Origin of the sequence: Polaromonas sp. LjRoot131 (assembly GCF_964252805.1) — a bacterium.
GTDB lineage: Bacteria > Pseudomonadota > Gammaproteobacteria > Burkholderiales > Burkholderiaceae_C > Polaromonas.
The window spans coordinates 73,550-98,326 of the sequence record NZ_CAXUPF020000002.1; the positions used below are offsets into that span (position 1 = coordinate 73,550).

The 24,777-nt window shown below is 67.9% G+C and carries 15 protein-coding genes and 1 other RNA gene; 9 read left to right on the forward strand and 7 right to left on the reverse strand.

The window, feature by feature from the left end; genetic code table 11:
• Positions 1–29: 29 nt before the first annotated feature.
• From ACSQ27_RS10780 to ACSQ27_RS10805, 6 genes are all read right to left on the reverse strand, one after another.
• Positions 30–105, reverse strand: a non-coding RNA gene (locus ACSQ27_RS10780) — sX9 sRNA.
• 56 nt (positions 106–161) lie between these two features.
• Positions 162–383 carry a DUF350 domain-containing protein gene (locus ACSQ27_RS10785; RefSeq protein ID WP_411880148.1) on the reverse strand — a complete coding sequence of 74 codons (222 nt, stop codon included), beginning with the start codon at positions 381–383 and terminating at the stop codon, positions 162–164.
• Between the two features lie 66 nt (positions 384–449).
• The gene (locus ACSQ27_RS10790; RefSeq protein WP_436155505.1) at positions 450–1,967 is read right to left on the reverse strand and encodes a DUF4178 domain-containing protein; all 1,518 of its coding nucleotides are present in this window, start codon (positions 1,965–1,967) and stop codon (positions 450–452) included.
• A 38-nt stretch (positions 1,968–2,005) separates the two neighbouring features.
• Complete coding sequence (locus ACSQ27_RS10795) at positions 2,006–3,043, reverse strand: SPFH domain-containing protein (protein WP_436155506.1); 1,038 nt, start codon at positions 3,041–3,043, stop codon at positions 2,006–2,008.
• Positions 3,044–3,273: 230 nt separating this feature from the next.
• On the reverse strand, positions 3,274–13,497 hold the full coding sequence (locus ACSQ27_RS10800; protein ID WP_436155507.1) for a YDG domain-containing protein: 10,224 nt from the start codon (positions 13,495–13,497) through the stop codon (positions 3,274–3,276).
• Between the two features lie 26 nt (positions 13,498–13,523).
• The gene (locus tag ACSQ27_RS10805; RefSeq protein WP_436155508.1) at positions 13,524–15,173 is read right to left on the reverse strand and encodes a ShlB/FhaC/HecB family hemolysin secretion/activation protein; all 1,650 of its coding nucleotides are present in this window, start codon (positions 15,171–15,173) and stop codon (positions 13,524–13,526) included.
• A 400-nt stretch (positions 15,174–15,573) separates the two neighbouring features.
• On the opposite strand from ACSQ27_RS10805, the gene ACSQ27_RS10810 reads away from it, so the two are divergent.
• Positions 15,574–15,807: a DUF2061 domain-containing protein gene (locus tag ACSQ27_RS10810; protein ID WP_436155509.1), complete on the forward strand. Its 234-nt coding sequence runs from the start codon at positions 15,574–15,576 to the stop codon at positions 15,805–15,807.
• A gap of 103 nt (positions 15,808–15,910) precedes the next feature.
• Here ACSQ27_RS10810 and ACSQ27_RS10815 read toward each other — a convergent pair whose 3' ends face one another.
• The gene (locus ACSQ27_RS10815; protein WP_436155510.1) at positions 15,911–17,023 is read right to left on the reverse strand and encodes a 5-methyltetrahydropteroyltriglutamate--homocysteine S-methyltransferase; all 1,113 of its coding nucleotides are present in this window, start codon (positions 17,021–17,023) and stop codon (positions 15,911–15,913) included.
• Between the two features lie 144 nt (positions 17,024–17,167).
• Between ACSQ27_RS10815 and ACSQ27_RS10820 the strand changes: the two genes are divergently transcribed.
• The 8 genes from ACSQ27_RS10820 (at position 17,168) to ACSQ27_RS10855 (ending at position 24,777) form a co-directional block, all read left to right on the forward strand.
• Positions 17,168–18,262, forward strand: coding sequence for an aromatic ring-hydroxylating dioxygenase subunit alpha (locus ACSQ27_RS10820; protein WP_436155511.1), 1,095 nt, complete (start codon positions 17,168–17,170; stop codon positions 18,260–18,262).
• A 23-nt stretch (positions 18,263–18,285) separates the two neighbouring features.
• The gene (locus ACSQ27_RS10825) at positions 18,286–19,044 is read left to right on the forward strand and encodes a GntR family transcriptional regulator (protein ID WP_436156223.1); all 759 of its coding nucleotides are present in this window, start codon (positions 18,286–18,288) and stop codon (positions 19,042–19,044) included.
• The gene (locus ACSQ27_RS10830; RefSeq protein ID WP_436155512.1) at positions 19,044–20,030 is read left to right on the forward strand and encodes a PDR/VanB family oxidoreductase; all 987 of its coding nucleotides are present in this window, start codon (positions 19,044–19,046) and stop codon (positions 20,028–20,030) included. The genes ACSQ27_RS10825 and ACSQ27_RS10830 overlap by 1 nt, the downstream gene beginning before the upstream one ends.
• Before the next feature lie 134 nt (positions 20,031–20,164).
• Complete coding sequence (locus ACSQ27_RS10835; RefSeq protein WP_436155513.1) at positions 20,165–21,337, forward strand: ABC transporter substrate-binding protein; 1,173 nt, start codon at positions 20,165–20,167, stop codon at positions 21,335–21,337.
• A gap of 95 nt (positions 21,338–21,432) precedes the next feature.
• Positions 21,433–22,305, forward strand: coding sequence for a branched-chain amino acid ABC transporter permease (locus ACSQ27_RS10840; RefSeq protein WP_436155514.1), 873 nt, complete (start codon positions 21,433–21,435; stop codon positions 22,303–22,305).
• Positions 22,306–23,280 (forward strand): branched-chain amino acid ABC transporter permease, encoded by a 975-nt coding sequence (locus tag ACSQ27_RS10845; protein ID WP_436155515.1) that lies wholly within the window; start codon positions 22,306–22,308, stop codon positions 23,278–23,280.
• Positions 23,281–23,327: 47 nt separating this feature from the next.
• Positions 23,328–24,068 (forward strand): ABC transporter ATP-binding protein, encoded by a 741-nt coding sequence (locus tag ACSQ27_RS10850; protein WP_436156224.1) that lies wholly within the window; start codon positions 23,328–23,330, stop codon positions 24,066–24,068.
• Positions 24,061–24,777, forward strand: a complete 717-nt coding sequence (locus tag ACSQ27_RS10855; protein WP_436155516.1) for an ABC transporter ATP-binding protein — start codon at positions 24,061–24,063, stop codon at positions 24,775–24,777. Before ACSQ27_RS10850 ends, ACSQ27_RS10855 begins: the two co-directional genes overlap by 8 nt.

Here is a 24,777-nt window from a genome sequence, read left to right on the forward strand (position 1 = left end):
GGCGATGCGAAGCGAGCCGGACCGACAACGGCCTCAAGGGCGTAGCGAGCGAACTGCGGGCAAGGCGGACGGCGCACAGGAACCGGAATGTACCTGCGGGTACATGAGGATTCCGAGCACCGGCCAACGCCGCCCCCAGTTCGCGCAGTAGCCGGGAATGATTACCCGTGGATGGCGGCGGCTACTATTACGCAGATGCCTAGTGCCATTGCTGCGACAACCACGGCCAGCGCCATATTCTGCTTCTCGACAATCTCCTGCCACAGGTCGTAAGGCGTCATCTTGTCGATGATGACAAAACTCAGCCAGAAGATGATCACGCCAATCAGCGCGAACAAAATCGAGCCCAGGAAAGCGGCGGGTTTAAGCCATTCAAGTCCCATGATGGTCTCCAGAAAAGGTCTGCCAGGTTGAACAGAAGAGGAAGAAAAAGCACAAAGAGGCGGCTGTCATTTGTGGCCGCCCCCGCCCGAGAAACCGCCGAAGGAGCCGCCCGAACTGCGCGCGCTGCCGGATGAGGAACAATTTTCGACCTTGGGGTCGCAGCGCGTGCAGCTGCCGATCACAAACAGGAACAGCAGGATCAGCAGCACCACCACGATGATGGTGCCGCAGCCCATGCCCGATGCGCTGCTCAGCGGTTTGGCGTCTTCGCGCTTGAACAAGTCCTTCTTGCCCTCGAGCTTGAAGGCCTTGGCGACCATGTCGCCGTCCAGCTTGCTGCCGCTGGACCAGGTGATCTCATTAGGCGCTTCTTCCTGCGACAGCAGGGCGCTGCCGCTGGCGAAGTCGCGGTTAAAGGTTTTTTGCCCGCGCTGGACCTGCCAGTAGAACTCTCCCGCCACATAGCTGGTTTCGGCGTGGTAGCTGCTTTGCAGCGGGTAGTTGGTCTTGAGGTAAACGGCGCTGTTCTCGCCGGGCTTGAAGATAGGCGCGCCGGTGACCGGTTTGACCAGGCTCCAGCCGTCTTCGGCATCGACCAAAAAAGTAAAACCGCGCTTCCGGTTGTAGAGCAGGTATTCGTCCCAGCCGAAATGCTCGTCCGGATCGTCGGCTTCATAACCCATGCGGTGCTGGAAACCCACAACCTGCCACTGCGCGCCCGACAGCTGGCCTATGGTGCCCAACGCGATCAGCGGGCTGACGGGTTCGTCCTGGATCGCATGCTTCAACGCGGCGCCCGTGCCCTGCGTGAGGTCGATGATGCTGTTGCAGGAACGGCAGGTGATGCTCTTGCTGCCGGCCAGCGTGACCTCGACCGGCGCGCCGCAATTGGGACAGCTGAACTGCTTGCCTTTTTCGTCCTTGGCCGATTCGTCCTTCAGGCCGCTGAGCTTGAGTTCGTCCAGCAGCACGGCCCGGCCCAGCGACAGCGCGGGCGCAGCGCCGCCGGCCGCCGTGCCGTAGTCGATGCTGAGCACGTCGCCGTCGGCGCTGCGCAGCTCCACCATCGCAAAGGGCGCGCCCAGCGCCGGCAGGCGCGGCAGCTCGCCCTGGGCCGACAGCAGCGACACGCGCTCGTTCGAGGCCACGCTGAAGGGTTTGGCGTTGATGGCGGTGGTCGAGCCCACGCGGAAATTCTGGGCCGGCGGCACCTCGCGCTGCAGGCTGGTGGGCAGGCTGAAAACGTAAGCGCCGTTGTCTTCGCTCAGGAAGGCCGGCTTGCCGTCGTCCAGCACGGCGTACCACTCGGTCCAGGTGCCTTGCGCGTATTTGTATTGCAGCCGGCCGACCAGCGTGAAGTTGCGGCCCTGCCAGACGCCGGAGGCCTGCAGCTGCAGGGGGCTGAAGTCATTGAACAGCTCGGCCATCTTGCCGATGCGCGACAGCGTGTCGCCATCGCGCACGACCGTGCTCTGGCAATAGCCGCAGACGGCGTGCGTGGACTGGGCGCTGCGAAATTCAACGGGCGCGCCGCAGCCGGGACACGGCGCGCGGTAGGCGCGTTGCTGAGGCTCGGATGCCAAGGCGGGCGGTCAGTGAACGATGCGCGGCGGAACCGGCATCAGACCAGCTTCTTCAGAAGTTCGGCCTTCTTGGCGTCGAACTCTTCCTGCGTGAGGATGCCCTTGGCCTTGAGTTCGCCGAGCTTCTCGAGCGTGGCCATGACATCGTCGGGCTTGACTGCGGCGGCAGCCGCCGCCGCGGCCTGCGCCGGATTGCCCTGCAGGCCTTGCTGCAGGTTTTGCGCCAGCACCTGGCCCAGCGCCACGCCGGCGCCCAGGCCCATGGCGTCGCCGGCAATGCCGCCGCCGCCACCGCCCGCGCCCTCGGCGAACTTCGGGATCGCCTGCGCCGTCTGGTACTGCATGAACTTGCCCATGTCGTTGCCGACCATGCCCATGCCGATTTTCTGGTCGAGGATTTTCTGCAGCTCTTCGGGCAGCGAGAGGTTCTGCACCGTCATGCCTTCGAGCTTCAAGCCTATTTTTGCAAACTCGGGCACGAGTTGCGCCGCCAGCGCCTGCGCAAACACGAGCTGGTTCGCGGCCAGGTCCAGGAAGGCGATATTGCTGGAGGCGATGGCGGCGGAAATGTTCTGCAGCACCAGGCCGCGCAGCTGGCCATCAAGCTCGTCGGCGGTATAGCGGTCGCGCGTGCCGGAGATCTCCGTATGGAAGAGCTTGGGGTCGGCGACACGGAAGTTGTAGTTGCCGAAGGCGCGCAGGCGCACCGCGCCGAAGTCCTTGTCGCGGATCGTGATGGGCTGGGGCGTGCCCCACTTCTGGTCTATCTGCTGGCGCGTGCTGAAGAAATAGACGTCGCTCTTGAAGGGCGATTCGAACAGCTTGTCCCAGTTCTTGAGGTAGGTCAGGACCGGGATGGTCTGCGTGGTCAGCTTGTGCATGCCGGGGCCGAACACGTCGGCGACCTTGCCTTCGTTGACAAACACCGCCATCTGCGACTCGCGCACGGTCAGCGAAGCACCGTACTGGATCTCCATGTCGGCCATCGGGAAACGCCAGGCCAACGTGCCGTCGCCGTCCTCGGTCCACTGGATGATGTCGATGAACTGTTTCTTGATGAAGTCCATTAATGCCATGGCGTGCTCCCCTTTGAAGTGATTCCAATTCCAAACCAGACGTGCACTTTGTCGGCCCGCCTTGCCGTGCCGTAGCACTGTCTGCGGCGAACCTTCGCGTTCACGCTTGCTTTGAAAATGGAATAGGTTGTCGGCCACATGATACCCGGCGAAAACGACATCCGGCCGGGTGACTGCTGTCCGTAAACACAGACAGGCAAGGGCGGCGCCGTATGGCGCCGCTTAGCCGCTTACTGTCCCTGGCCCGCCTGCGGCACACCGGCCAGGCAATTCACGATGCCGGCCCCGACGGTGCAGTCGCCCTGCGCCGGATTGGCGGCGTTGGGCGTCTCGGGAAAGCCCGCCAGGCGGAAGGTCGGCTCGTCCGCCGTGCCGGCCAGTTCCTGCGTGCGCCGTATGCCGGCCGCGCGGCGGAATGCCTGTTCACGCCGGTCGTCGGCTTCCAGCACCGGCAGCGCGGTGCCGTTGACGACGCGCAAATCGCCGGTCCGCTCGGCCATATTGGCCGGTGCCGGCGTGATGCTGGCCGTGGTCGCGGCCGTGGTGTTGAGCAGCACGTAATTGCCGGCGTCCGCGCCCGACAGCGTGATGCCGGTGATGCTGACGGGTTTGCCGCTGCCGACCGCGGGGGTGTCGAAATTGCCGGTCGCGGCGCCCACCGTCAGCACGTCCGCGCCTATGCGGCCGGTAAAGACTGCGGCGCCGGTCGCCAGCGTGGCGGCCGTGGTGGCGTCCTGCACCTTGTCGGCGGCGGTGATGCCGCTGACGTTGGCGATGGAGGCCGGCGTGATGTTGGCCGTGGTGGCGGTCGTGCTGTTAACACTGTAGTTGCCCGCATCGGTGCCCGTGATGCCTATGCCGCCCACGTTGACCGTCTTGCCGGCACCCACGTTCTTGTCGATGAAGTTCGCGGCCGTGTTGCTGGCCGTGAGCACGTCGCCGGCGACCCGGTTGTCGTTGAGCGTCACTGTCGCGGCGGTGCCGCCGTCGTACACCTTGTTTTGCGCCGCGGCGCCCACGGTGAGCGCGCGCTGGGTGATGTCGGCCGTGGTGGCGGCCGTGGTGTTGACGCTGTAATTGCCGGCGTCGGTGCCGCTGATACTGATGCCGCCCACGCTGACGGTCTTGGCGATGCCCACATTCTTGTCGGCAAAAGTGGCCGAGGTGTTGCTGGCCGCGAGCACGTCACCCGCGACGCGGTTGTCCGCCAGGGTCACGCCGGCCGCCATGTTGCCGTCGTAGACCTTGTTGCTTCCCGTGGCGCTGACCGTGAGGGCGCGCTGGGTGATGTCGGCCGTGGTCGCGGCCGTGGTGTTCACGCTGTAATTGCCGGCGTCGGTGCCGGTAAGGGCAATGCCGCTCACGCTGACGGCTTTGCCGGTGCCGACATTCTTGTCGGCGAAGTTCGCGGCCGTATTGCTGGCGGTGAACACGTCGCCCGCGACGCGGTTGTCCGCCAGGGTCACGCCGGCCGTCATGTTGCCGTCATAGACCTTGTTGCTTCCCGTGGCGCTGACCGTGAGGGCGCGCTGGGTGATGTCGGCCGTGGTCGCGGCGGTGGTGTTGGCGCTGTAATTGCCGGCATCGGCGCCGGTGATGGCGATGCCGCTGACGTTCACCGTCTTGCCGGTGCCGACGTTCTTGTCGAGGAAGCTGGCAGCCGTGTTGCTGGTGGTCAGCACGTCGCCGGCCAGCCGGTTGTCGGCCAGCGTCACAGTGGCGGTGGTGCCGCCGTCATAAACCCGGTTCTGGCCGGTGGCCGCGACGGTCAGGGCACGCTGGGTGATGGTCAAGGCGCCGTTGCTCAGGGCCAGGGTGTAGTTTTCGCTGTTTGCCCCCACGCCTGCAGTGATGGCCACGGGGCCGGCCGCCACGGCGGTCCGGTCGACAGCCGTTGTCGTGTAGTTCACGCCCAGGCCGGCGACGGTGTCGCCGTCGATCAGGCCGCTCACCACACCGGTCAGCAGCGGGTTGCTGTCGCCGTAGACCTTGGTCTTGTTGTCGGCCGTGACGGTCAGGGTCGGGGCGATGCGGTAGAGGAAAGTGTTGGCGCTGCCGGCCGGCACATAGCTGGCATCGCTGTTGTAGCGCTTGCTGTAGCCGGCCACGCCTTCGAGCGTGGCGCCGGGGTCTCCGCTGTACACCAGGTAACGCCCGGATGCGGCCACGATGCCGCCCGCACCCACGTTGTTGATAAGCTGGCCGCCGGTGCTGACGCCGGCCGTATTGGCGCTGCCGGCCTTGAGGACCACGGCATCGCCGGCGGCCGAAGAACTCACGGCGTTGTTCAGCGTGAGGCTGGAGGCGGCGCCGGTGGTTTCGATCTTGACCGTGCCGCTCGCCGTGACACCGGCGGTGGCGCCGACGGTTCCCACGGCCAGCGCGCCGGCCTGTTTGTAGTCCACGCCGCCGGCATTGGCAGCCAGCGTGGTGACGGCGTTGCCTGCGTTGGTGAGCGTATAGGCGCCTGTGCCCGTCAGCGCAAGCCCTGAGGCCGCGATGGCGCCGGACTGGCTGACGGCGCCGCCGGCGGACAAGGTGGCGTTGGCGGTGGTGGCAATCGCCGCCACGTCGAATCCGGCCGCGCTCCCGTACTGGATGGCACCGGCCGCATTGGCCGTGTCCGCGGCATTGCGCGACTGCAGTTTGACGGTGGTGCCGGCATTGCCGCTGTTGTTCAGCGTGATGGCGGCGCCGGCATTGACCAGCGTTTTGACCTTCAGTGTGCCGGCCGTGATGTTGCCCGTGCCCGCCGTCTGGGTGACCGCGCCCAGCGCCGCCAGGTCCAGCGTGCCGCTGCCCACATTGGAGGCCGTGCCGCCCACGCCGAGGTTGACGGAGCCCGTGCTGCGCACAAAGGCGCTCGCATTGCCCGTGGTGTTGATGCTGAGGTTGGCCGCCGCGACGTCGATGCCGTTGCTGGCGTCCGTGCCGATCTGGCCGTTGGCGTTGAGCGAGACGTTCTGCGCGGTGAGGGTCTGCACACCGGTGTCGGTGATGGAGCCGGCATTGAGTGTCAATGTCTTGCCGGCCAGGGAGACCGGGCCGCCTATCGTCATCACGCCGGTGCTGGCGCTGTCGCCGATCACGATGGGACCGGTGGCGCCCGTGGCGAAGGCGGTGATTTCCGCGGCCGTGAGGTCAAAGCCGGCGGCGCCCGCCAGCGACATGGCGCGGCTCGCGGTCTTGGCCTTGAGCGTGAGCACGCCGCTGGTGGCCAGCGCGTTGTTGCCGGTGTTCGCGGCGATGGCGACCGTGTCGGCTGTAATCGTGATGGGCCCGGTTCCGGCGGTCACGTCGAAGTTGTTCTGCGTGTAGCTGCCCGTGCCGGTGTCTATGGAAACCGCGCTGTTGGTGGTGCCGAGGTTGCCCGTCAGCGTCACGCCGTTGTTGCCGTTGTTCAGCGCGAAGCCGCCGGCCGCCGTGATGCCGTTGAGGGCGGCGATGGCATTGACCTGGGTGCCGAAGTTCAGCGAACCGGCGCCGGTGCCGGCCACCGCCAGCGAGGCGGCCGTGACGGCGCCCGACTGCGTGATGTTGCCGTTGGACTGCAGCGCCAGCGCGCCCGTGGTGTTGACGGCGGCCACGTCGAAGCCGGTGGCGTCGCGGTAGCTGATGGCGCCGGCCGCGTTGGCCGTGTCGGCGCCGTTGCGCGCGCGCAGGTCCACGCTGGCGACCTCGTTGCCGGCGTTGTTTAATGTGATCGCTGCGCCGGCGTTGAGCTGCGTCCTGGCCACCAGCGTGGGCGCGGTGATGGCACCGGTCTGCGTGATGGCGCCGCCGGCCACGACCGTCAGGCTGGTGGCGGCCGTGGAAGCACCCAATACGACGGCGTTGCTGTCGCGCAGCGACACGTTGTTGCCGCTGGTCACGGCGACGCTGGAGAAATTGTTGCCGGCGTTGGCCAGCGTGATGCCGTTGGCCGCGCCGGCCGCCAGCGTGGTCGCGCCGGTCACGGTGAGGGCGCCGCTTTGTGTGATGGCGCCGGCCGTGTTCACGGCCAGCGTGCCGGAGACCGTGGAGGTGCCCAGCGCCAGCGCATTGGCGTCCGCGAGGCTGACGTTGAGCCCCGAGACCACCGACACCGCGCCGCTGAAATCGTTGCCCGCGTTGTTCAGCGTGATGTTGTTGCCGGCGCCGGCCGCCAGGGTGGCGCTGGTCGCCTTGATGGCGCTGGTCTGCGTGAGGGCGCTTCCGGCCGTCAGCGACAGTGCATTGACGTTGAGAGCGCCGTTCAGGCTGATGTCGCCGGTGTCGGCGCCGTTGGTGGTGGCGGTCAATGAGGTGGCACCGGTGATGCCGGCCGAGGCGCCGCCTATGGCGCCCACGGCGATGTCGTTGGCGGTCACCGTCAGGGCCGAGAGGGCCAGGCTGGCGCCGGTCGCGCCGGTGATGGCGACGTCGCCCTTGCCCGCCTGCAGCACCAGCGCGCGGCCCGAAGCCTGGCTGTTGACCGTACCGTCGAACTGGATATTGGCGCCGACGCCGGCGCCGGCATTGCCGCCGCGCGAGTCCAGCGTGATGCTGGCCGCATTCAGCAGGGCATCGTCCTTGATGCGGATCGCGCCGCCGGCGCCCGAGACTGCGCCGCCGACCTGGTTGCCGCCCAGCGCCGTGAGGCCGCCGGCCAGCGTGATGGTGGGCGTGGCGCCCGCCGCGTCGAGTGTGATGCCGCCCGCATTGCCGCCCGCTGCCACGCCCGAAGCGCCGGCATTGCCGCCGGTGGTGGTGATGGCGGCGGCCGACACATTGCCGCCGGTGGACACCAGCGACACCGCCGCGCCCTGGCCGCCGGCCTGGCCGGCGCCCACGCCGTTGCCGCCGATCGCGCTGAGCGTGCCGGTGCTGCTGATGGCCGCCGTGGAGCCCACGCTGATCGCGGCGCCGTTGCCGCCCGTGCCCGTGCCGCTGCCGTTGCTGCCATTGGCCGAGATGGCGGCCGTGGTGACACCGGCCCCCGAGACGTCCACAGTGCCGGCATTGCGGCCGTTGGCCGTGCCGGTGGCTGCGCCGCCGGTGGTGGTGATGGCGCCCACGGCCACGGTGCCGCCGGCGGCTGAGAGAGTGACATTGCCGCCATGGCCCGAAGTGCCGCCCAGCGTGGAAACGGTGGTCGCCGTGAGATTGCCTGCGGCATTGCTCACGCTGATGCTGCCGGCCGTGCCGCCGGCGCCTGTGCCCGCCGCATTGCCGCTTTGCGCGGTGAGCGCGGTTGTGGTGACATTGCCGGCCACTGTGTTGGCCACGCTGATGCTGCCGGCGTTGCCGCCGTCGCCGTTGGTCGTGCCACCCGCGCCGCCGTTGGCGGTGATGGCCGCCGTGGTGACCGTTCCCGTGGTGGTAATGCCGACGACCGCGCCGCTGCCGCCCTTCTGGTTCGACGTGGCGGCCGCCGCGCCGCCGCTGGCGGTGATGCCGCCGGTGCCCATGTTGAGGCCGGCGCCGCTGATGGTGACGCTGCCCGCGTCACGGCCGGCCAGGCCGTTGATCGTGGCGCCGCCGCTGGTGATGATGCTGTTGTTGGCAGTGGCGATCTGGCCCAGGGCCGAGAGGCTGACGTTGCCGCCGTTGCCCTTGGTCCCGCCGGTGGTGGTGATGGCCGCGGTGGAAAGCGTTCCCGCCGCCGCGGTGTTGGCCACCGAGACACTGCCGGCCGTGCCGCCCGCGCCGGTGCCCAGTGCATTGCCGGTTTGCGCGACCAGGGTGCCGGTGGCGATGTTGCCGCTGCCGCTGTTGTTGACCGCGATGCTGCCGGCATTGCCGCCGGCCGCGTTGGTGCCGGCCGCCGCACCGCCGCTGGCCGCGAGGTTGGTGACCGTGATGCCGCTGTTGCCGGTGATGGAAATCGCCGCGCCGTTGCCGCCGGCCTGGTCGCCCGTAGCCGTGCCGTTGCTGCCGCTGGCGGTGACGGTGGTGGCGGTGAGCAGGCCACCCGTTGCCTGCAGCGTGACGGCGCCGGCATTGCGCCCGCTCGTGCCGGCATTGGCCGTGCCGCCGCTGGCGATGATCGCGCCCGTCGTCAGCACGCCGGCCGTCGAGGTGGCGCTGATGGCGCCGCCATGGGCGTTGGCAGCGCCGGTGGCGGTCAGCGCGCCGGTCGTGACCGCCGTGCCGCTCAATGTGATGCTGCCGGCCGTGCCGCCGGCGCCTGTGCCGGTCGCAGCGCCGGTCGAGGCCGTGATGCCCGCGGCGGCGCCCAGCGTGCCGCTGCCGGTGATGCTGACCACACCGGCACTGCCGCCGGCCTGGTTGCTGCCCAGGCCCGCGCTGCCGCTGGCGCTGACAAGTCCGGTGACGGAGCGGTTCACGCCCGTGACCGTGATGTTGCCCGCATTGCGGCCGGCGCCGGTGCCGCCGGCCAGCACGGTGCCGCTGGTGTTCAGCGTGCCGGTGACCGTGACCCCGGCCTGCGAGGCCAGTGTGACCGCGCCGCCGTTGCCGCCGGCCGCACCGCTGCTGTCTATGGCGCCGGTGTTGAGGTTGGCGCCTGCGGCGCTGTTGCCCACGCTGATGCTGCCGGCCGCGCCGCCCGCACCCGTGCCCACCGCCGCGCCGGTGCGCGCCGTGAGCGCGCCCAGCGCGATCGCACCGGCCGTCGTGGAGTTGTTCTGCACGCTGATGCTGCCGGCGTCGCCGCCGTCGCCGTTGGTCGTGCCGCCGGCACCGCCGCTGGCGGTGATGGCGCCTGTGGTCACGGCACCGGTGGTGGTAATGCCGACGGCCGCGCCGCTGCCGCCCTTCTGGTTCGAGGTGGCTGCCGCCGCGCCGCCATTGGCCGTGATGGTGCCGGTGCCCATGTTGAGGCCGCCGCCACTGAGGGTGACGCTGCCGGCGTTGCGGCCGGCCAGGCCGTTGATAGTGGCGCCGCCGCTGGTGATGATGCTGTTGTTGGCGGTGGCGATCTGGCCCAGGGCCGAGAGGCTGACGTTGCCGCCGTTGCCCTTGGTGCCGCCCGTGGTGGTGATGGCCGCGGTCGACAGCGTTCCCGCGGCGGCCGTGTTGGTGGCGCTGATGCTGCCGGCCGTGCCGCCAGCGCCCGTGCCCAGCGCATTGCCGGTCTGCGCGACCAGGGTACCCGTGGCGATGTTGCCGCTGCCGCTGTTGTTGAGGGTGATGCTGCCGGCATTGCCGCCGGCCGCGTTGCTGCCCACACCCGCGCCGCCGCTGGCCGCGAGGTTGGTGACCGTGATGCCGCTGTCACCGGTGATGGAGATCGCCGCGCCGTTGCCGCCGGCCTGGTCGCCCGTGAGGGTGCCGTTGGTGCCGCTGGCGGTCACGGTGGTACCAGTCAACAAACCACCTGTGGCTTGCAAGCTCACCGTGCCGGCGTTGCGGCCGGCTGTTCCCGCATTGGCCGCGCCGCCGCTGGCATTGATGGCGCCCGCCGTCAGCACACCGGCCGTCGAGGTGGCGCTGATGTTGCCGCCATGGCCGTTGGCCGTGCCTGTGGCGGCCAGCGCGCCGGTCGTCACGGCCGTGCCGCTCAGGGTGATGCCGCCTGCCGTGCCGCCCGCGCCCGTGCCGGTGGCTGCGCCCGTGGAGGCGGTGATGTTGGTGGTGGCCAGCGTGCCGCTGCCCGTGATGCTGACCACACCGGCATTGCCGCCGGCCTGGTTGGTGCCGTTGGCCGTGCTGCCGCTGGCGGTGATGAGGCCCGTGACGGAACGGTTCACGCCCGTGATGGTGATGTTGCCGGCGTTGCTGCCGGCGCGTGTGCCCGCGGCCAGCACCGTGCCGCTGGTGCCCAGGGTGCCCGTCACGGTGACACCGGCCTGCGAGGCCAGCGTGACCGCGCCGCCGCTACCGCCCGCGCCGCCCGCGGTGTTGATGGCCCCGGTGTTGAGGTTGCCGGCGGCCGCGTTGTTGGTGATGGTTATGCTGCCGGCGGTGCCGGCGGCGCCGGTGCCGGTGGCCGCGCCGGTTTGCGCCGTCAGGGCGGCGGTGACCAAGTTGCCGCTTGTGTTGTTGGTGACCGTGATGGCGCCCGCGTTGCCGCCCGAGCCATTGGCGCCCGCACCGACCCCGCCGCTGGCGGTGATGGCTGCGCCGGCGATGCCGCCTGCGGCGCTGATGGAAACCGCACCCGCGCTGCCGCCGTTGCCAACCGTGTTGGCGCCGGTGCCGTTGGCCGTCACGGCGCCCAGCGCGGTGATGGCGCCGGCCGCCGTGATGTTGATCGCGCCGGCATTGCGGCCCGAGGTGTTGGCCAACGTCCCTCCGCCGCTGCTGGTGACGGTGCCCGCGCTGAGCGCGCCGGCGGAGTTGAGCGTGACGGTGCCGCCGTCGCCGTTGGCGCCGCCCGTGGTGATGATGTTGCCGGTGCCCAGGCTGGCGCCCGCCGCGCTGTTGGTCACTGAAATGCTGCCGGCCGTGCCGCCGGCGCCCGTGGTCGTCGCATTGCCGGTGCTCGCCGTCAAGCCGGCTACCGCAATATTGCCGGCGCCGCTGTTGGCCAGGGTAATGCTGCCCGCGTTGCCGCCCACTGCGACGCCTGTGCCGGCAATGCCGCCGCTCGCCGCGAGGGTGCCGGTGGCGGCAATGCCGTTGGTGGAGGTGATGCTGATGTTGCCGCCGGCGCCGCCGGTTTGCGTGGCCCCGGATCCGGGAGTGCCGCTGGCCGTGATGGCGGCGACCGTGACACCCGCGCCCGTGATGCTGACGGCGCCGCCGCTGCGGCCCGGGTTGCCGGCCGTGGCCGCGCCGCCGTTGGCGGTGATGCTGCCCGCCAGGTTAACGGTGCCGCTGGCGTTGAGGGTGACGTTGCCGGCGTTGGTATTGCCGGCGCCGGTGGTGGTGATGGTGCCGGCCGCAGTGCTGGTGATGTTGACCGCGGAGAGGTTCACACCGCCGGAGGCCGTCAGCGCGGCATTGAGGGCAATCGTGTTGCCGGCCTCGAAGCGAACCTTGTTGCCCGAGGTCATGGCCAGCGCGTTGGCCAGCGTGATGTTGCGCGAGGCCTGAAGGTACAGCTCGCTGTAGCCTGTGACGTCGGCGATCTGGATGATGTAGGTGCCCGTCGGGGTCGGTGGATCAAAGAGGGCCACGTCGGGCGTGCCGTCGGTACTGTTGGGCGGTGAGGTCTGGGTGGTGGTGTTGATCAGGATGTCCTGCGGATCCAGCAGCACCCTACCGCCGATGCCGGCCGGTGCGGCCACGTCGATACCGCCGCGCAAATCAAGTTGCTGTTTGCCCGAGACCTCGACAAAACCGCCGTCGCCGCCGTTGGCGCCGCCGCGCGCGCTGATGGCGCCGCTGTAACGCGTGTCGCCGTCGGCCCAGACCACCACCTTGCCGCCCTTGCCGCTGTCGGTGGCGTCGGCGCGTATCGTGGCGCCCGCCGCGACGTAGGTGCGCGAGGCATTCTGCACGGCCGCATTGCCGCCCTGGTAGTCGCCGCCCACCAGTGCGGTGCCGCCGCCGGCCGGGCCGGACACGTCAATCGATGCGCCGGCATCCAGCGCTACCTTGTCGCCCAGCACCTGCACCGAGCCACCGCTCCGGCCAGCCGCCGTGCCGCTGGCGTCCAGCGTTCCGGAAACATGAACCACGCCCGTGGCGCCGCCGCTCAGAACGATGGTGCCGTTGCGCTCCACCGCCGAGTTGGCGCGGATCACGCCCGACTGGTTGATGACGGTGGCCATCGCGTCGCCCATGGCGCTGGCCAGCACGGCGACCTGGCCGCCCGCGGCCGCGATGCTGCCGCTGTTGTCGATCGCTGCCTGCGCGGCCGCGGCGTCGACCGAGAAACGCACCAGGCCCACACCCGAGGTGTCGACCGACACACGCGAGCCCGCCAGCAGGCCGACCGAGCCGGCTTCGGCGCTGATGGCGCCGGTGTTGCTGACCTGGGGCGCGGCCAGCAACACGTAGCCGCCGCGCGCGGCGGTGATGCTGCCGTGGTTGCTGACGGCGCCCGTGCCGCTGCCGCTGAAGTTGTAACGGCCGGCCATGAAGTCGCCGTTGCTGATGTCCAGGCTGGAGGCGACCAGGCCGCCCACATTGACCTGTGCGCCGGGCGCGAACATCACACCCGAAGGGTTGACCAGGAACACCTGGCCGTTGGCGCTCAGCGAGCCGAAGATGGAAGAAGCACCGTTGCCGATGACGCGGTTCAGCGCGACGGACGCGGCGCCGGGCTGCACGAACTGCATGGACTGGCCCGCGCCGATGTTGAAGCTTTGCCAGTTGAGCACAGCCTTGTCGCTGGCCTGGTTGACCACCATGGCATTGGCCGAGGGTGTGCTGACGCTGGCCTGGCCGGCCACCACCTGCGCACCTTCGGGCAGGGCGGTGGCCCAGGGCGACACAGCGGCCAGCAGCGTCGCGAGCAGTTGCGACAAACGGCGGCCGCTGCGGATGCGGTAGGTGGCCGACAGCTTGCGCGAGAGGCGGACCACCACCGTGCGCACGGACCAGGGACGGTAGGCGGCGTGGGTAGGGGAGGTGGTGGTCATGGTGGGCATTCGGAGCTAACGGTTAACTAGAACCAGGTCTGGGCCGAGAGCCAGGCGCGCGGCGCGCGGTCCGGGTCGCCGGTGGAGGGCTGTGCCGGCGTGGTGCGCCAGGCCAGGTAGGTTTTGATGAGGAACTTGCCGGGCCGGCCCAGCGTGGCGCCCACGCCGAAGGAGCCCAGGCTCAAGGTGTTGCTATTGCTGGGCACGGTGGGGCCGTTCTGGTTGAAGCGCACGTGGCCGAAGTCGTAGAAGGCCAGCAAGCTCAGCGGCTCGCCCCACGGCGCCTGCGGGAACTGGTAGCGCGATTCCAGGTTCAGCAGGAAACCGGCATCACCCACACCTTCGCCCACCGGGTAGCCGCGCACACCGTTGGGCCCGCCCAGCACCATTTTTTCGGCCGAGCTGAGGTTTTTCGAAGCGAGCTGGGCCTGCGCCGCGAGATGAAAGCTGTAGGGCGCGTCAAAGAACTGGGAGCGCTGGAATTCCAGGTTCAGCTTGCTGAAGCCGCCCGCGGTGCGCAGGCCGCCCAGGCCGTCGTCCAGCGCCTGGTCGGCCGCGGCGAGCGCGAGCCGGCCGAAAGTGAGGTTCACGGCGTAGCTGTTCAGGCCGCTGCCGCCCGCCACGTCGTCGACGAAGTTGCCCGCCAGGCCCAGCCTGAGGGCGCTGATGTCGCGCTGGCTGGCGAGCGCCGGCGTGCGGGTCTCGTCGACCAGCTTTTTCTGCTCGGCGCTGACGAAGCCGTAGAGGTTGGTACCGCGCCCGCGCAGCAGGGGCTGGGACACGCTGATGCCGGCGATGTCCGCCCGGCCGCTGGCGCCCAGCGCCTGGAACTGCTTGCCCAGCGCGTAATCGAGTCGCGCCAGGCTCAGGCCCAGCCGCGTGCCCTGGGTGCCCACCGGCACGGTGTAGCCGATGCGGTACAGGGCCGAGCCGGCCTGGTCGTTTTGCTGCGCGCTCAGGGCGAGCACGTCGCCGCGGCCCAGCAGGTTGTTGACATTGGCGTTGAGCGCGGCGCGCACGGCACCGGCGGCGCGCGCGCCGTGGTTGTCCACGCTCACGGAGCCATCGAAGCGCGGGCCCTTGGCCTGCACGGTGACCAGCACGTCGGCCTGGCCTGGGTTCGCACCGGGCTGGACGGTCGCGGCGGCATCGTAGCCGGCCAGGTCGCGCAGCAGCAGCACGGGTTTGTCGAGTGCGTAATCGGTGACGGCGTCGCCCGGCTTCAGCTGGCCGGCCACCAGGTCTTCGGCAAAGGTTTGCGAGATGCCCGCGCCGTCGACCCGCACCGTGACGCGGCCTACCCGCGCTTCCAGCACGGCGATGGTGACGGTGCCGCCCTCGGCGGGAAAGGCTTGCTCGGGCAGGTAGGCCTGCGTGAGCAGGTAGCCTTTTTGCCGGTAGTAGGCGCTGATGGTATTGGCCGCTTCGGTCAGGCCGGCGAGGTTGGTGGGCTGCTGCAGGCGGGACGCCAGCAGGGCGGCCAGCAACTCGCTGGAGAACACCGTGTTGCCGGTAAAGCTGAAGGCGGCCGGTGTGATGCGGGCCGTGCCGGCAGCGGGTGCCGCCGGCAGGGGCTGGCGCAGTTCCACCGGCGGGCCGCCGCGGGGCGGCAGCAAGGGCAGCGGGCCCGGCGACTCCAGCAAGGTGCCGGCATCCGGCCGCACTTGGGCCCACACAGGCGCGGACCCGGCGGCGCAAGCAGCCAACACAGCCCAGACGAGGGGCCGGAACACCAGAACAGGGGGACGGAACAAGCGCAGACCTTTCAAGCCAGAATGCAACAAAATGTTGCTTTCTGGTTGTAGTCTTTTGCACTCATTCTGTCCAACGCTTTCCCTCTCGGAGGCACAGGTTTAGCGCGTATCTGTTTGTTTTTTCACACTTTTTTGATGCCAGTCGCTACAAGCGTAAGAGGTCACCCTTAAACGTTGCAACTTGTAAGCAAATGGCTTTGTGCGCTATTTACGGCTCGCAGCCCTATGGATCATTTAGGCCAAATCAATTGGTCTGAAGCCTAGGCAATCCCTACCATTGGATAGGAATCAATCGCTTTTAGCTATTTTGAAGGAGAAGCCGATGAGCAAACTGGTACGCGCCAACCTGCCCACCTTGAAGAAAACCGCCAGCTATTACGTGGTGCACGTGACAGTGGCGGCGCTGGTGGCCTATGCGGTGACCGGCAACTTCCTGCTGGCGATCACGCTGAGCCTGCTCGAGCCGACGGTGCAGGCTTTTGCCTTTTTCTTCCACGAAAAAGCCTGGCAGCGCTGGGGCGGCCGACCCGCTGCTGCGCTAGCGGCCAGAAGCTGAGCCGCTCACAAGGCCAGCGAAGCGGTCCCTGGTTTTAACTCCCTCTCCCTCTGGGAGAGGGAGCAAGACCTGCGCAACAACGCCAGGAGGGGTTTGTGAGTGCTCAGGAGCCCCAGACTTCGCGCGCCGTCTCAACCACCAGGCGCAGCTTGTTGCGCTGCGCTTCGACGGCGATGTTGTTGCCGTGCACCGTGCTGCTGAAGCCGCACTGCGGTGACAGCGCGAGCTGCTCCAGCGGCGCGTATTTCGCGGCGTCTTCGATGCGGCGCTTCAGGTCGTCCTTGCTTTCCATTTCGCCGAACTTGGTGGTGACCAGGCCCAGCACCACGGTCTTGCCCTTGGGCAGGTAGCGCAGCGGCCGGAAGTCGCCGCTGCGGCTGTCGTCGTATTCGAGGAAATAGGCGTCCAGGTCCATTTCCTTGAGCAGCGCCTCGGCCACCGGTTCGTAGTTGCCGGCCGCGGCGTGGGTGCTCTTGAAGTTGCCGCGGCACAGGTGCATGGCCAGCGTCATGCCGGCGGGCTTTTGCGCCACCACCTTGTTGATGAATTTGGCGTAGCGGTGCGGCAGCTCGTTGGGGTCGTCGCCGCGCTGGCGCGCCGCTTCACGCATTTTTTCATCGCAGAGGTAGGCCAGGTTGGTGTCGTCCATCTGCACGTAGGTGCAGCCGGCCGCGGCCAGGCTGCGCAGCTCGTCGCCATAAGCCTTGGCCACGTCGTCATAGAAGGCCGGGTCGAGTTCGGGATAAGCCTCTTTACTGATGCCGGCGCGGCCGCCGCGAAAGTGCAGCATGGTGGGCGAGGGAATCGTGACCTTGGGCGTGTTGCCGGCGCTGACCTGGCTTTTGAGGTACTGGAAGTCGGCGAGCTGGATGTCCTTGACGTGGCGCACCTTGTCGATCACACGCATCACGGGCGGCGCCAGTTCCATCGTGCCGTCGGGCCGCTGGATGGTGACCGGGATGTCGGTCTTCACGCCGCCGATCTGTTCGAGGAAATCGATGTGGAAATAGGTGCGGCGGAACTCGCCGTCGGTGATGCTTTTAAGGCCCACGTCTTCCTGGAACTTCACTATCTCGGTGACGGCCTGGTCTTCGACCTTGCGCAATTGTTCAGGCGTGATCTGGCCCTTGGCTTTTTGCTCGCGGGCTTCGAGCAGGTACTGGGGACGCAGAAAGCTGCCGACGTGGTCGTAGCGGGCGGGTAATTTGGCGCTCATGGGAAAGTCTCCATAGTTTGCAGATACAGGGTCTCATGGTATGCCAGCCAGAAAGACCCTCATTGAATACAGAAACTCCGTATTTATCCTGAATTTCCCGTGATTTCTTGGATTTTTGACGATTTATGTATACATTGCGTATCCATGGACGCCAAAAAACCCTCTTTTCCGCTCAACGCCTGGTATGCCGCCGCCTATGACGTCGAAGTCGGCCGCAAGCTGCTGGCGCGCACGGTGTGCAAGCAAAAGCTCGTGATGTTCCGCCGCACCGACGGCCAGGTTGCCGTCCTGGAGGATGCCTGCTGGCACCGGCTGCTGCCGCTGTCCATGGGGACGCTGGAAGGCGACGAAGTGACCTGCGGCTACCACGGCCTGGTCTACAACGCGCAGGGCCGCTGCACCCACATGCCCAGCCAGGAAACGCTGAACCCCTCGGCCTGCGTGCGCGCCTTCCCGGTGGTCGAAAAGCACCGCTTCATCTGGGTCTGGCCCGGCGACCCGGCCAAGGCGGACCCGGCGCTGGTGCCCGACATGCACTGGAACGACGACGCGGCCTGGGCCGGCGACGGCAAGCTCATCACCGTGAAGTGCGATTACCGCCTCGTGGTGGACAACCTGATGGACCTGACCCACGAGACCTTTGTGCACGGCTCCAGCATCGGCCAGCGCGCCGTGGCCGAGGCGCCTTTCGTCGCCACGCATGGCGACCGTACCGCCACCGTGACGCGCTGGATGGAAAACATCGACGCACCGCCCTTCTGGGCCGGGCAGATAGCCCACGCGCGCGGCTACACCGGCAAGGTGGACCGCTGGCAGATCATCAGATTCGAAGCACCCTGCACCGTGAACATCGACGTCGGCGTGGCCGAGGCCGGGTCGGGTGCGCCGCCCAGAGACGGCCGGCCCGGTGACCGCAGCAAGGGCGTCAACGGTTTTGTGCTGAACACGGTGACACCCGAGACCGATGGCAGCTGCCACTACTTCTGGGCCTTCGCGCGCAATTACTGCCTGGGTGAGCAGCGCCTGACGCACCAGCTGCGCGAGGGCGTGGCCGGCATCTTCCGCGAAGACGAACTCGTGCTCGAGGCCCAGCAGGTCGCCATCGAAGAACACCCCGACCACCAGTTCTACAACCTCAACATCGACGCCGGTTCCATGTGGGCGCGGCGCCTGATAGACCGGCTGATCGCGCAGGAAGCGCCGCCGGCGACCGTGATCCCGATTCGCCTCGCGGCCTGAACCCCATGACCAAAATCATCCCCATGGCCACGACAAACCCTTCAGCCGCCGCCCCCAACAGCCTGGAGAGCGCGCAGGTGAGGGCGCAGCTGCAACTGCGCGAAATGATCCTGGCCGGCGAGCTGCCCGGCGGCGCGCGCATCGCTGAACTCTCCATCGTCGAAAAACTGGGCGTTTCGCGCACGCCGATACGCGCGGCGCTGATGCGGCTGGAACAAGAAGGCTTGCTCGAATCGCTGCCCAACGGCGGTTTTGCGGTGCGCACGTTTTCGGAACGCGACGTGTCCGAGGCGATCGAGTTGCGCGGCACGATTGAAGGCCTGTCGGCGCGGCTGGCGGCCGAGCGCGGCGCGCCCACCGTGGTGCTCGGCGAAGCGCGCGAATGCCTGAACCGCATCGACGAAGTGCTGAGCCAGCCGGCCCTTAACGACGAGGCGTTCTCAAGTTATGTGGCGCTCAACGAACGCTTTCACGCGCTGCTCAGCGAGATGGCGGGCAGCGAGGTGATCGCAAAAGAACTGGACCGCGTGTCCAGCCTGCCCTTTGCCTCGGCCTCGGGTTTTGTGGTGGTGCAGGCCAACTCGCCGCGCGCGCGCGACATGCTGATCGTGGCGCAGGACCAGCACCGCCAGGTGCTGGACGCCATAGAGCAGCGCGAAGGCTCGCGCGCCGAAGCCATCATGCGCGAGCACTCACGCCTGGCCCAGCGCAACCTGCGCGCCGCCGTGGCTAGCCACAACCTGGACCAGATGCCGGGTGTGCGTTTAATACGGAAAAAGTAATGAAAGCCAACGCCAGCTGGACCGATGCGGTCATTGAATCTTTTGAGGACCTCACGCCCACCGTGCGCGAGTTCCGCATCCGGCCCGCAGACGGCGGGCAAAGCGTGCAGCGCCACGAACCCGGCAGCCACCTGCAGGTGCAGCTCCTGGTCGACGGCAAGCCGGAACTGCGTTCCTATTCGCTGGTCGGCGAACCCGACGGGCAAACGTATCGCATCGCAGTGAAGCGACTGGACGACGGCCGCGGCGGTTCGCGCGCGATGTGGCGGCTGGCCGCCGGCGATCGCTTGCAGCTCAGCGGGCCGCGCAACCATTTCCCGCTGGACTTCAACGCGCCGGCCTACCTGCTGGTGGCCGGCGGCATAGGCATCACGCCGCTGCTGGGCATGGCGCAGGCGCTGGCCGGCCGCTGTGCGCAGTCGGGCCGCTCGCTGCGCATGCTGTATGGCGTGCGCAGTGAATCTGAACTGGCTTACGGCCAGACGCTGCAGGCCTGCCTGGGTGAGCGGCTGCAGGCGGCTATCGACGCGCGCATCGATTTCGCCGCCGAGATCGCGGCATTGCCGCCCGGCGCGCAAATGTATGTCTGCGGCCCGGTTCCCATGCTGGACGCCGCGCGCCACGCCTGGGAGGCCTCGGGCCGGCCGGTGACCGACCTGCGTTACGAGACCTTCGGCAACAGCGGGCGGTATGCGCCGCAGGCTTTCCGGGTGCTGATTCCGCGCCACGCGCTGGACATCACCGTGCCGGCCGGCTGCAGCCTGCTGGACGCGCTGGAGCAGGCAGGCGTGGAAGCAGTGTCCGATTGCAAGCGCGGCGAATGCGGCCTGTGCACACTGGACGTGCTGGCGGTGGACGGCGAGATCGACCACCGCGACGTCTTTCTGAGCGAACATGAGAAGCAGCAAAACACACGGCTGTGCGCCTGTGTCTCGCGCGTGGTCGGCTCGGTGACGCTGGATTCTTCCTACCGGCCTGACTGTTGAGCACCCGCAGCGCGCCACCGCCAGGTGCCCGCGAAGTTCGTATAAAGAACATTGGTACTAAATACGAACGCTCAGTAAACTAGCGCCAACAATCCCGGCCCTATAAATTCAAAATCGACCACTGGAGACAAACCATGAAAAGACGCCTCTTTACCGCTGCAGCCCTTGCCGTTGCCACACTGGCTTCAGCCGCCCCGGCACAGGCCCAGGACAACACCTTCAAGATAGGCTTGATCCTGCCGATGACGGGCCAGCAGGCCACCACCGGCCGGCAGATCGAGGCGGCCGCGCGGCTTTACATGGCGCAGAACGGCGACACCGTGGCGGGCAAGAAAATCCAGCTGATCGTGAAGGACGACACCTCGCTGCCGGACACCACACGCCGCCTGGCGCAGGAGCTGGTGGTCAATGACAAGGTCAACGTGCTGGCGGGTTTCGGCATCACGCCCTCGGCCCTGGCCACCGCGCCCATCGCGACGCAGTCCAAGACACCGATGGTGGTGATGGCGGCGGCGACGTCCAGCATCACGCAGTCCTCGCCCTACATCGTGCGCACCAGCTTCACGCTGCCGCAGGTTTCGGTCGCGCTGGCCGACTGGGCACCCAAGAACGGCATCAAGACGGTGGTCACGCTGGTGTCCGACTACGGCCCCGGCATCGACGCCGAAAAATTCTTCAAGGACCGCCTCACCTTTAACGGCGGCCAGGTGACCGACGCGCTGCGCGTGCCGCTGCGCAACCCCGACTTCGCGCCCTTCCTGCAAAAGGTGCGGGACAACAAGCCCGACGCGCTGTTTGTCTTTGTGCCCTCGGGCGCGGGCGCGGCGGTGATGAAGCAGTTCCTCGAGCGCGGCCTGGACAAGGCCGGCATACGGCTGATCGCCACCGGCGACGTGACGGACGACGACCAGCTCAACGACATGGGCGACGGCGCGCTGGGCGTGGTGACTTCGCACCACTACTCGGCCGCGCACCCCTCGGCCATGAACAAGAAGTTTGTGGAAGCTTTTTCCAAGGCCAACAAGGGCCTGCGCCCCAACTTCATGGCCGTGGGCGGCTATGACGGCATGCGGGTAATTTACGAAGCGCTCAAAACCAGCAAGGGCCAGGGCGGCGGCGACGCGTTGCTCGCGGCCATGAAGGGCCAGCTGTTTGAAAGCCCGCGCGGCAAGATCTTCATCGACGCGCAGACGCGCGACATCGTGCAGGACGTCTACCTGCGCAAGGTCGAGAAGAAGGACGGCCAGCTTTACAACGTGGAATTTGACGTGATCAAGGACGTTAAAGATCCTGGCAAAAATAAGTAACCCCCCGAAGCGCCGCTTCGCGTCGCCTCCCCCCTGCTGGGGGCAACCTCTGCGGCCCGGCAAAGCCGGTTCCGCGCCGTTCCTTGCAAAGATAAATGCTCACCATCCTCTTCGACGGTATCGCCTACGGCATGCTGCTGTTCATCCTGGCGGTGGGTCTGGCAGTGACCATGGGCTTGATGAATTTCATCAACCTCGCGCATGGCGCTTTCGCGATGGCGGGCGGCTACATCACCGTGCTGCTGATGCAGCACTTCGGCGTGCCCTTCTTGCTGTGCCTGCCGCTGGCCTTCATCGGCTCGGCGCTGCTGGGCGCGGTGCTGGAACGCACGCTGTACCGGCCGCTCTACAACAAGCCGCACCTGGACCAGGTGCTGTTTTCCATCGGCCTGGTGTTCATGGCGGTGGCCAGCGTCGATTATTTCGTGGGCTCGACGCAGCAGATCGTGCAGCTGCCCCCATGGCTCAAGGGCCGCACCGAGATCGGCAGCGGCGCCTGGATGCTGGGCATGGGCCACTACCGGCTGTTCATCATCGCGGTGTGCGCGGCGCTGACGGTGGGCCTGCAGTACCTGCTGGCGCGCACGCGCTTCGGCAGCCGGCTGCGCGCGTCGGTGGACGACCAGCGCGTGGCGGCCGGCTTGGGCATCAACGTCAACCTGGTATTCCTCTCGACCTTCGCCGTGGGCTCGGGCCTGGCCGGCCTGGGCGGCGCGCTGGGCGCCGAGGTGCTGGGCCTGGACCCAAGCTTTCCGCTCAAGTTCATGATTTATTTCCTGATCGTGGTGGCCGTGGGCGGCACCACGTCGATCACCGGGCCGCTGCTGGCAGCCCTGCTGCTGGGCATCGCCGACGTGGCAGGCAAGTACTACATCCCCAAGCTGGGCGCCTTCATCGTCTACAGCCTGATGATCGCGATCCTGATCTGGCGGCCGCAGGGCCTCTTCGTGCGCAAGGGAGGCAAATAAATGAACACCCAGACATCGCTGCTCAAGAGCAGCCGCTGGAAGCCCTGGGAGCCGGTGCTCTGGCTCCTCGCCTTCGCCGCGCCGGTGCTGATGCCCAGCCATGCGTCCCTCATCAACGAGATCGCCATCGTCGCGCTGTTCGCGGTGTCGCTGGACCTGGTGCTGGGCTACACCGGCATCGTCTCGCTGGGCCATGCGGCTTTCTTCGGCATAGGCGGCTATGCGGCGGCGCTGTTCGCCAAGCTGGTCATGCCCGACCCGCTGGTGGGCCTGGCCGTGGGCATCACCACCGCCACGCTGCTGGGTGCCCTGTGCTCGCTCACCATACAACGCGGCAGCGACCTGACGCGGCTCATGGTGACGCTGGGCGTGGCGCTGATCCTGCTGGAACTCGCCAACAAACTCGACTGGCTGACCGGCGGCGCCGACGGCCTGCAGGGGGTGGTCATGGGGCCGCTGCTGGGCAGCTTCGAGTTCGACCTGGCGGGCCGCACGGCTGCCTACTATTCGCTGGCGGTGCTGCTGGTGATGTTCGTGCTGATGCGTCGCCTGGTGCATTCGCCGCTGGGCGCGACGCTCAAAGCGATACGCGACAACCGCCTGCGCGCCATGGCCATCGGCATCCCGGTGGGGTCGCGGCTGGCGGTGGTCTATACGGTGGCGGCCGGCGTGGCCGGTGCGGCGGGCGCGCTGCTGACACAGACCACCGGCTTCGCCTCGCTGGATTTATTTGAATTTCACCGCTCGGCCGACGTGCTGCTGATCCTGGTGGTGGGCGGCGTCGGCTGGCTGTATGGCGGCGTGGCCGGGGCGATTGTGTTCAAGCTGATGCAGGATGCGCTCTCGTCCATCACGCCGCAGTACTGGACTTTCTGGATAGGCCTGTTCCTGGTGGTGCTGGTGCTGGTGGGCCGCGAGCGGCTGGTGCGGCCCTGGACCTGGCTGCCGCAGCGTCGGCACGGAGGCCGGCCGTGAGCGCGGCGCAGAACGGCGACGCGGTGCTGTCCGCGCAAGGCCTGGTGATGCGCTTCGGCGGCATCACCGCCACCAACAACGTGAGCCTGAACCTGCGGCGCGGCGCGCGCCACGCCTTGATAGGCCCCAACGGCGCGGGCAAGACCACGCTGGTCAACCTGCTGACGGGCGTGCTGCAGCCGACCGAGGGCCGCATCCTGCTCGAGGGCGAAGACATCACACGGCTGGCGCCGCACCAGCGCGTCAAGCGCGGCATGGTGCGCACCTTCCAGATCAACCAGCTGTTCGACTCGCTCACGCCGCTGCAGACGCTGGCACTGACGGTGTCGCAGCAGGCCGGCCTGGGCGCGAAATGGTGGCAGCCGCTGGGCCGCAACCGGGCCGTGGCCGAACGTTGCGAACAATTGCTGGAACAGTTTCACCTCACCGAGGTGATGGACCAGCCGACCCGCGTGCTGGCCTATGGCAAGCGGCGCCTGCTGGAGATTGCCGTGGCGCTGGCCTGCGAGCCGCGCGTGCTGCTGCTGGACGAACCCGTGGCGGGCGTGCCAGCCGGCGAGCGCGAGGAGTTGCTGCAAACCGTGGCCGCGCTGCCGGCCGACGTGTCGGTGCTGCTGATCGAGCACGACATGGATTTGGTGTTCAGCTTCGCCACCACCATGACGGTGCTGGTCAACGGCACGCTGCTGACCGAGGGCACGCCCGAACAGATCGCGGCCGACCCGCAGGTCAAGGCGGTGTACCTGGGCCATGGCGAGGAACATGGGGAGGAGGTGGCCCATGGCTGAGCTGCTCAAGGTCGACAAACTGCGCGCCGGCTACGGCGAGGCCGTGGTGCTGCACGAGGTGTCGTTCACGCTCGGCGAAGGCCAGACGCTCGCGCTGCTGGGCCGCAACGGCACCGGCAAGACCACACTGATCAACACGCTGGCGGGCGCGACGCGGCAGCATGGCGGCGCCATTTCCTTCGGCGCGGGCGCGGCCATGGTCGCGCTGCACCAGCTGCCCTCACACGAACGTGCGGCGGCCGGCATAGGCTGGGTGCCGCAAGAGCGCAACATCTTCAAGTCGCTGACGGTGCACGAGAACCTCACCGCGGTGGCGCGCCGGGGCAAATGGAATCCCGACAGCGTTTACGCGATGTTCCCGCGCCTGGCCGAGCGCAAGGGCAACCTGGGCACGCAGCTGTCGGGCGGCGAGCAGCAGATGCTGGCCGTAGGGCGGGCGCTGGTGCTGAACCCGAAGCTGTTGCTGCTCGACGAACCGCTGGAAGGCCTGGCGCCCATCATCGTGGAGGAGCTGCTGCGCGCCATACGCCGCATCACGCGCGAAGAAGGCCTGAGCGCCATCATCGTGGAGCAGCATCCGCAGGCCATCCTGGCGATTTCCGACAGCGCCGTGGTGCTGGACCGCGGCATGGTGGTGCACACGGGAACGGCCCAGGCCCTGCGCGAGCAGCCCGAGCGTCTGGACCAACTGCTGGGCGTGGCGCGTTAA

Coding starts and splice junctions, on each gene's coding strand:
- ACSQ27_RS10785 (WP_411880148.1), bottom strand. CDS start 383: ATGGGACTTGAATGGCTTAAACCCGCCGCTTTCCTGGGCTCGATTTTG.
- ACSQ27_RS10795 (WP_436155506.1), bottom strand. CDS start 3,043: ATGGCATTAATGGACTTCATCAAGAAACAGTTCATCGACATCATCCAG.
- ACSQ27_RS10800 (WP_436155507.1), bottom strand. CDS start 13,497: ATGACCACCACCTCCCCTACCCACGCCGCCTACCGTCCCTGGTCCGTG.
- ACSQ27_RS10810 (WP_436155509.1), top strand. CDS start 15,574: ATGAGCAAACTGGTACGCGCCAACCTGCCCACCTTGAAGAAAACCGCC.
- ACSQ27_RS10815 (WP_436155510.1), bottom strand. CDS start 17,023: ATGAGCGCCAAATTACCCGCCCGCTACGACCACGTCGGCAGCTTTCTG.
- ACSQ27_RS10820 (WP_436155511.1), top strand. CDS start 17,168: ATGGACGCCAAAAAACCCTCTTTTCCGCTCAACGCCTGGTATGCCGCC.
- ACSQ27_RS10825 (WP_436156223.1), top strand. CDS start 18,286: ATGGCCACGACAAACCCTTCAGCCGCCGCCCCCAACAGCCTGGAGAGC.
- ACSQ27_RS10830 (WP_436155512.1), top strand. CDS start 19,044: ATGAAAGCCAACGCCAGCTGGACCGATGCGGTCATTGAATCTTTTGAG.
- ACSQ27_RS10835 (WP_436155513.1), top strand. CDS start 20,165: ATGAAAAGACGCCTCTTTACCGCTGCAGCCCTTGCCGTTGCCACACTG.
- ACSQ27_RS10840 (WP_436155514.1), top strand. CDS start 21,433: ATGCTCACCATCCTCTTCGACGGTATCGCCTACGGCATGCTGCTGTTC.
- ACSQ27_RS10845 (WP_436155515.1), top strand. CDS start 22,306: ATGAACACCCAGACATCGCTGCTCAAGAGCAGCCGCTGGAAGCCCTGG.
- ACSQ27_RS10850 (WP_436156224.1), top strand. CDS start 23,328: ATGCGCTTCGGCGGCATCACCGCCACCAACAACGTGAGCCTGAACCTG.
- ACSQ27_RS10855 (WP_436155516.1), top strand. CDS start 24,061: ATGGCTGAGCTGCTCAAGGTCGACAAACTGCGCGCCGGCTACGGCGAG.